Source organism: Streptomyces niveus (assembly GCF_001723055.1).
GTDB lineage: Bacteria > Actinomycetota > Actinomycetes > Streptomycetales > Streptomycetaceae > Streptomyces > Streptomyces niveus.
Genome location: NZ_MDCR01000344.1, coordinates 25,195 through 31,462 on the forward strand (window position 1 = coordinate 25,195; position 6,268 = coordinate 31,462).

Here is a 6,268-nt window from a genome sequence, read left to right on the forward strand (position 1 = left end):
CATGTCCAGCAGAAGCCACACCGTGGTCGACAGCCCGTACGGGCCGCTGACCCTCGTGGCCACGGACGGGGTGCTGAGCGCCCTGTACATGACCGAGCAGCGCCACCGCCCGCCCCAGGAGACGTTCGGCGAGGTGGCCGATCACGAAGACCCGCCGTTCGACGCCGTGATCGCCCAGCTCGACGAGTACTTCGCGGGCGAGCGCACCGAGTTCGACGTCCCGCTGCGGCTGCACGGGACACCGTTCCAGCGAAGCGTCTGGGAGCAGCTGCTGAGGATCCCGTACGGCGAGACCCGTTCGTACGGTCAACTGGCCGACGCGCTCGGCAGGTCGGGGGCGTCGCGCGCGGTCGGACTGGCCAACGGCAAGAACCCCGTGGGCATCATCGTGCCGTGCCACCGGGTGATCGGATCGACGGGCAGCCTCACCGGATACGGCGGCGGGCTCGACCGCAAGCAGCGCCTGCTGGTCTTCGAGGGCGCGGCGGGACCGGCGCCCGCCGGTAAGAACACGGCGGGGGCCACCGAGTCCGACACGCTGTTCTGATCTCAGCGGCCGGTCGCGCGTCCGCGCACCAGGGGCAGGAACACCTCGTCCACGATCTCCGTCAGCACCTCGTCGGGGACCTCGGGCAGCCCCCGCAGGGCGTACTCCCCGCGCAGCAGCGTCATCGGAACGGACGCCACGCGCGGATGCGCCGCACCGGCCGCCGCCTCCCCCCGCGCCACCGCGCGCTCCAGCAGCGTCAGCCACGCCCCGTCCGTACCGCTGCCGCCGGCCTGCTCCCGCAGCAGCGTCAGCAGGCCGGGGTCGTCGCCCGCCGCCGAGAGCAGGTCGCGCAGCACGGCGCCGCGCGGTGAGGACCACAGCGTGTTCGCCGCGCGCAGCAACGCCAGCGCGTCGCCGCGCAGCGTCCCCGTGTCCGGGACGGTCAACTCCGCGTCGGCCGACCGCCGGTAGGCGGCGACGCCGAGCGCCGCGCGCGTCGGCCAACGCCGGTAGATCGCGTTCTTGTTGGTGCCCGCGCGCCGTGCGACGCGGTCCATCGTCATGCCCGCGTAGCCGGTGGTCCGCAGCTCATCGGCCGCCGCTCCCAGGATCGCGTCCTCCAGCGCCGCGCCCCGGCGCCGGGTGGCGTGGTCGCGCTGTTCGTCGGCCGCCATAAGGCCCCCTTTCCGCATTAGGGTACGAGACGTACCCTAAGCAATCATGATCGCGGGAACGGAGACAGCGATGCGCGCCCTCGGCATCAACTACGACACCGGTTTCACCTCCGCCGGCACCACCACGCACGAACCGTTCCGCCCGGACATTGTCCGGCGTGAGATGCGGGTGATCCACGACGTGCTCCACTGCGACGCCGTACGCGTCACCGGCGGCCACGCCGACCGCCTGGAGGCCGCGGCCCGTGCCGCCGCCGACGCGGGCCTTGAGGTCTGGTACTCGCCGTTCACGAACGGTCTGACCCAGGACGAACTCCTCGCGCTCCTCGTCGACGCCGCCGACCGCGCCGAACGCCTGCGCCGGGACGGCGCCCGCGTCGTGCTCCTGACCGGATCCGAGATCAGCCTCTTCACCGACGGCTTCCTGCCCGGCGCCACATTCCAGGAGCGGGCGGCGACCCTGGCCGACCCCGCCGCGTTCCGCGCGCTGCTTCCCCGACTGCACGCCACGCTCAACGCGTTCCTCGCACGGGTCGTCACCGAGGTCCGCGCCCGCTTCGGTGGCCGGATCGGGTACGCGTCCCTCGCCTTCGAGGGCGTGGACTGGACCCCGTACGACGTCATCGCCACGGACGCCGGCTACCGCGACGCCACCAACGCCGACACGTTCCCCGACGCGCTGCGCGCGCAGGTGGCGCGGGGCAAGCCGTTCGGTGTCACCGAGTTCGGCTGCGGGACCTTCCGCGGCGCCGCCGGCCTCGGCGGCCGCGGGGACTCGATCGTCGAGTGGGACGACAACGCGCGACCGGTGCGGATCGCCGCAGGGACGGTGCGGGACGAGGCGGAACAGGCCGTCTACGTGGGGGAGATGCTCGACATCTACGAAGCGGCCGGTGTCGACGCCGCGTTCGTCTACACCTTCGCCCGCCGCGACCTGGAACACGACTTCGACGCCGCCAGTTTCGGGGTGGTCAGGGTTCTGCCGCCGGGCGGCGCCGAAGGGCCGTACGCGGAGCTGGGCTGGCAGCCGAAGGCCGCGTTCCATGTCCTGGCCGGGTTCGGCCGGACCCGGCGCGAGCGGGCGGCCACGGCCTGAGCCGCCTGACGCCCGACCGACGTGATCAGCTCTCGTGGAAGCGCTTCAGCAGCGAGGGCAGCGCTGTCCCGATCCGCTCCCGGATGATCTCGTCGGCCCGGTCGTCGTACGGCGTCGGCTCGGCGTTCACGATGACGAGCCGCGCACCGTGCTCGGCCGCGATCGCCGCCAGTGAGGCGGCGGGCTGCACCTGGAGGGTCGTACCGACGGCGATGAACACCTCGCACGCCTTGGCGATCGTCAGGGCCTGCCCCAGCACCTCGGGGTCGAGCCGTTCGCCGAACATCACCGTCGCCGACTTGAGGATCGCGCCGCACACGGTGCACGGCGGGTCCTCCTCGCCCGCCTCGACCCGCGCCAGCGCCTCCGCCATGGTGGAGCGCGCCCCGCAGCCGGTGCAGACCACCTCCCGCGCCGTGCCGTGCAGTTCGAGCACCTTGCGGGCCGGCATCCCGGCGCGCTGATGGAGTCCGTCTACGTTCTGCGTGATCACCCGCACCGCGCCCCCGCCCGCCCGGTCGAGCTCGGCGACGGCGCGGTGCGCGACGTTGGGCTCGGCGCGGAAGGTGGGGCTGTCGCGGCGCATCCGCCACGAGCGGCGACGGATGTCCGGGTCGCTCATGTACGCGTCGTACGTGACGAGCTTCTCGGCCCCGGGATCGCGCCGCCACAGGCCGCCGGGTCCCCGGTAGTCGGGAATGCCGGAGTCGGTGGAGATCCCGGCGCCGCTGAGGATCGCGACGAGAGTCATGCGGCGAGGTTACGCAGCGGAGCCGGGACGGGCGAGCCGATAAGCCCGCGGGGCAGTGGATCAGCGGGGCAGCGAGTCAGTGCCGGTGGCCGATGTGACCGAGTTGGCCGAGGTGACCGGGATGCGGCGCGTGCCCGGCGTAGTCCGAGGGCTCGGGGTCGGTCGGGCCGTCGGCGGTGACGGTGGTGACCGGCGTGAAGGGGGTCGGCACCTCGCCCGTCCAGCGGTTCAGCACGGCCCTGCCCGTCTGCTTGGTGACGCCGTCCTCCACGACGGTGCCCGCCTCGGCGAGGTAGTAGCGCCCGTCGTCGAGCGACACCAGCCCGTACTGGCCGGTCGACTCCCAGCCGTACGTTCCCGACGCCGGGTGGTGCAGCCCTCGCTTCAGGAGCGGCAGCAGGCGTCCGCGCTCGGGCGTCGGCTGGCCGGCGACGGGGCCGGGGACCGGGTGCTTCGAACCGTCGATGACGAAGAGCGAGTAGTTCGGGAACTGCGTCTTGGTGCCCTTGTACGCGGCCAGCAGCCAGTTGCCGGTGTGCGCGTCGTAGTCGAGGTTCTGCACGCCGTAGGTGGTGTTGCCGGTGTAGCTGAAGTACTTGCCGTCGGGCGAGCCGGGGCCGCTGGTGTGCGGGTCGGCCTCGGTGAGCGGGCGCTCGTACTTCTTCCAGCGCCGGATGTCGTACTGGAGCAGCACCTGGTTGTCGTTGTCCTGCCGGGTGGTGTTGGCGTAGACGCCGTAGGCGACGGTGAGCAGTTGCGTACGGTTCGTGCCGCGCCGGTCGCCGCCGTGCTTGTCGTCGAAGGCCGGGCCGAACGCGACGCCGTCGATGCCGCTGCATCCGTAGCGGTGGTCGGGCGTGTTACCGGTGTTGCCGTCGAAGACGCCGTTGCCGTCCATGTCGGCCGTGTAGTCGTCCACGACCTCTTGGAGGTGGACGGTGGACACGACGCCGGTCGTCTCGGCGTCCATGTCCATCTCGGTGATGCGGTCACCGTCGAAGATCGCGATGTAGAAGGCCTTGGCCGCCTTGTACTCCAGCGAGCCGTAGACCCTGCCGTCCTTGGTGTTGAAGTCCAGATCCCCGAGGTGCCCGGTGAAACCGGTGACCGAGCCGAGGGGCTTGCCGGTGAGGTCGGTCTTCACGAGGAGGTTGGTGAACGAGAAGTACACGAAGCCCTTGCGGCGGTCGACGGCCATGCCCTGGATGTGGCCCGACTTCCAGGCGCCACCGTCCACGGTCGTCGGGAGCTTGGGGAGTTTCGGTGGTTTGGAGGTCTGCGCGGGCACGGTGGTCTCGGCAGGTGCGGCGGTCCCGGCGGGCGTGTCCGCCGACGCGGCTCCCGCGCCCGTGGCCACAACCGCCGTGGTGAGCAGGGCTGTCAGCCAGCCGCGAGTCTGACGTCGCATGTTCCCTCCGGTGTCCTGGGCCTGGGATTCTGGATCATGCAGGGCGCTCGTGCACGGCGGGCGAACGCGAGGTGAATCGGCGTCAGCCGGGGGCGCCGGCGCCTCGTGAGGCGCGTACATGACATATGCGTACCCGGCATATGAGACCAGCTCCGGTCGCACCCGTCACCACCGCGCGCACGCGGATCACCCGACCCGGCGCCCGTTCTCCAACTCCACGGCCCCCGTGCCGGCTTCGAGCGCGTCGAGCCCCGCGAGGATGCGGCCCCCGAGCGACCCGATCACCAGCTCGGGAATCTTGTGACGGTCCACCAGGCGCCAGGAGAGCAACTCGTCGTGCTGGAGCCGGATCTCGCCGAGCCGCTCCTCGTCCAGCACGCCACCGTCGTACAGATACGCGACGATCGGCGGGCGGTCCGGCGCCTGGGACCAGTCCACCGCGAGCAACGGCCCCAACTCGACGTCCAGCCCGATCTCTTCAAGGGTCTCGCGCCGCGCCGCCTGACGGGGCGTCTCACCCTCGTCGGACTCGACGGTCCCGCCGGGCAGCGCCCAGCCGGGCCGGTAGTTGGGCTCGACGAGAAGCACCCGCCCCTCCTCGTCCCGGAAGAGCGCGGCGGCGCCGCAGAGTACGCGGGGGAGCCCGGCGATGTAGGCGAGGTAGTCAGCGTCGCGAGAGGTCACGCGGGCAGCCTAGATCAGGAGACCCTTCGCGGGGCTGAGACCGTCCCCAGGTCTATGGGAGGTTTGTCCAATTTTTACGGCTCCGACGGTGGGCCGGGAGCCGTGGGCAGGAGATGGTCCGGCCGGATAGGGTCGGTGCGGCGCGACTGCCTGTTCGAAAGCAAGGGATGACAAAGGTGACGGACGGAGCAGTAACCGAGGCCGCGCACGTGCTCGTCGCGGCGGACAAGTTCAAGGGGTCGCTCACGGCCGTGGAGGTCGCCGAGCGGGTGACGGCCGGTCTGCGGCTCGTCGCCCCCGACGTGACGGTCGAGGCACTGCCCGTCGCCGACGGCGGCGACGGCACCGTCGCGGCGGCGGTGGCGGCCGGATTCGAACGGCGGGAGGTACGGGTCACCGGACCGCTCGGCGATGAGCTGACCGCGGCGTACGCGCTGCGCGACGGCACCGCGGTCGTGGAGATGGCCGAGGCGTCGGGCCTCCAGCACCTGCCGCACGGCGTCTTCGCACCCCTGACGGCCGGTACGTACGGCTCCGGCGAACTGCTGCGCGCCGCGCTCGACGCGGGCGCGCGCACCATCGTCTTCGGCGTCGGCGGCAGCGCGTCGACCGACGGCGGCGCCGGCATGCTGGCCGCGCTCGGCGGGCGCTTCCTGGACGGGGCCGGGCAGCCGGTGGGCCCCGGGGGCGGCGGACTGCGCGACCTCGCGACGGTGGACCTGTCCGGGCTCGATCCCCGTATCGCGGACACGGACATCGTCCTCGCCAGCGACGTCGACAACCCGCTGACCGGCCCCAAGGGCGCGCCTGCCGTCTACGGCCCGCAGAAGGGCGCGTCCCCCGAGGACGTCGCCGCGCTCGACGCGGCGCTCGCGCACTACGCGCGCGTCCTGGAGAAGACCATCGGCGCCCGCGCGGCCGAGGCCGCGCTCTCCCCGGGCGCCGGAGCGGCCGGCGGCATCGGCTACGGCGCGCTGGTCGGCCTCGCCGCGAGCTTCCGCCCCGGCATCGAGGTCATGCTCGACGTGCTCGGCTTCGACGCCGCGCTGTCCCGCGCCACGCTCGTCATCACCGGCGAGGGCTCCCTGGACGAGCAGACCCTGCACGGCAAGGCCCCGGCGGGCGTCGCGGCGGCGGCCCGCGCCCGCGACATCGAGGTCATCGC

The 6,268-nt window shown here is 72.4% G+C and carries 7 protein-coding genes; 3 read left to right on the forward strand and 4 right to left on the reverse strand.

Features of this window, described 5'->3' with window-relative positions:
* The first annotated feature begins 1 nt into the window (after window position 1).
* Window positions 2-547, forward strand: a complete 546-nt coding sequence (locus BHU15_RS31760) for a methylated-DNA--[protein]-cysteine S-methyltransferase (RefSeq protein ID WP_069630290.1) — start codon at window positions 2-4, stop codon at window positions 545-547.
* Between the two features lie 2 nt (window positions 548-549).
* Here the strand turns inward: BHU15_RS31760 and BHU15_RS31765 are convergent, their stop codons facing one another.
* Entirely contained in the window at window positions 550-1,164 is a 615-nt protein-coding gene (locus BHU15_RS31765) for a TetR/AcrR family transcriptional regulator (protein ID WP_069630291.1), read from the reverse strand.
* Window positions 1,165-1,234: 70 nt separating this feature from the next.
* On the opposite strand from BHU15_RS31765, the gene BHU15_RS31770 reads away from it, so the two are divergent.
* A complete protein-coding gene (locus tag BHU15_RS31770) occupies window positions 1,235-2,260 on the forward strand; it encodes a glycoside hydrolase family 113 protein (protein WP_069630292.1) in 1,026 nt (341 codons plus the stop codon).
* Between the two features lie 25 nt (window positions 2,261-2,285).
* Here the strand turns inward: BHU15_RS31770 and BHU15_RS31775 are convergent, their stop codons facing one another.
* The 3 genes from BHU15_RS31775 to BHU15_RS31785 form a co-directional block, all read right to left on the reverse strand.
* On the reverse strand, window positions 2,286-3,011 hold the full coding sequence (locus BHU15_RS31775; RefSeq protein WP_069630293.1) for an SIR2 family NAD-dependent protein deacylase: 726 nt from the start codon (window positions 3,009-3,011) through the stop codon (window positions 2,286-2,288).
* 76 nt (window positions 3,012-3,087) lie between these two features.
* Window positions 3,088-4,419, reverse strand: coding sequence for a hypothetical protein (locus BHU15_RS31780; RefSeq protein ID WP_247748405.1), 1,332 nt, complete (start codon window positions 4,417-4,419; stop codon window positions 3,088-3,090).
* Between the two features lie 186 nt (window positions 4,420-4,605).
* Complete coding sequence (locus BHU15_RS31785) at window positions 4,606-5,103, reverse strand: NUDIX domain-containing protein (RefSeq protein WP_069630294.1); 498 nt, start codon at window positions 5,101-5,103, stop codon at window positions 4,606-4,608.
* Window positions 5,104-5,270: 167 nt separating this feature from the next.
* Between BHU15_RS31785 and BHU15_RS31790 the strand changes: the two genes are divergently transcribed.
* Window positions 5,271-6,268 (forward strand): glycerate kinase (locus tag BHU15_RS31790; RefSeq protein ID WP_069630297.1); only part of this gene is annotated, 998 nt, incomplete at its 3' end.

What these genes read in the sequence shown, in the direction of transcription:
- BHU15_RS31760 (WP_069630290.1), top strand. Translation starts at nt 2, where the DNA reads ATGTCCAGCAGAAGCCACACCGTGGTCGACAGCCCGTACGGGCCGCTG.
- BHU15_RS31765 (WP_069630291.1), bottom strand. Translation starts at nt 1,164, where the DNA reads ATGGCGGCCGACGAACAGCGCGACCACGCCACCCGGCGCCGGGGCGCG.
- BHU15_RS31770 (WP_069630292.1), top strand. Translation starts at nt 1,235, where the DNA reads ATGCGCGCCCTCGGCATCAACTACGACACCGGTTTCACCTCCGCCGGC.
- BHU15_RS31775 (WP_069630293.1), bottom strand. Translation starts at nt 3,011, where the DNA reads ATGACTCTCGTCGCGATCCTCAGCGGCGCCGGGATCTCCACCGACTCC.
- BHU15_RS31780 (WP_247748405.1), bottom strand. Translation starts at nt 4,419, where the DNA reads ATGCGACGTCAGACTCGCGGCTGGCTGACAGCCCTGCTCACCACGGCG.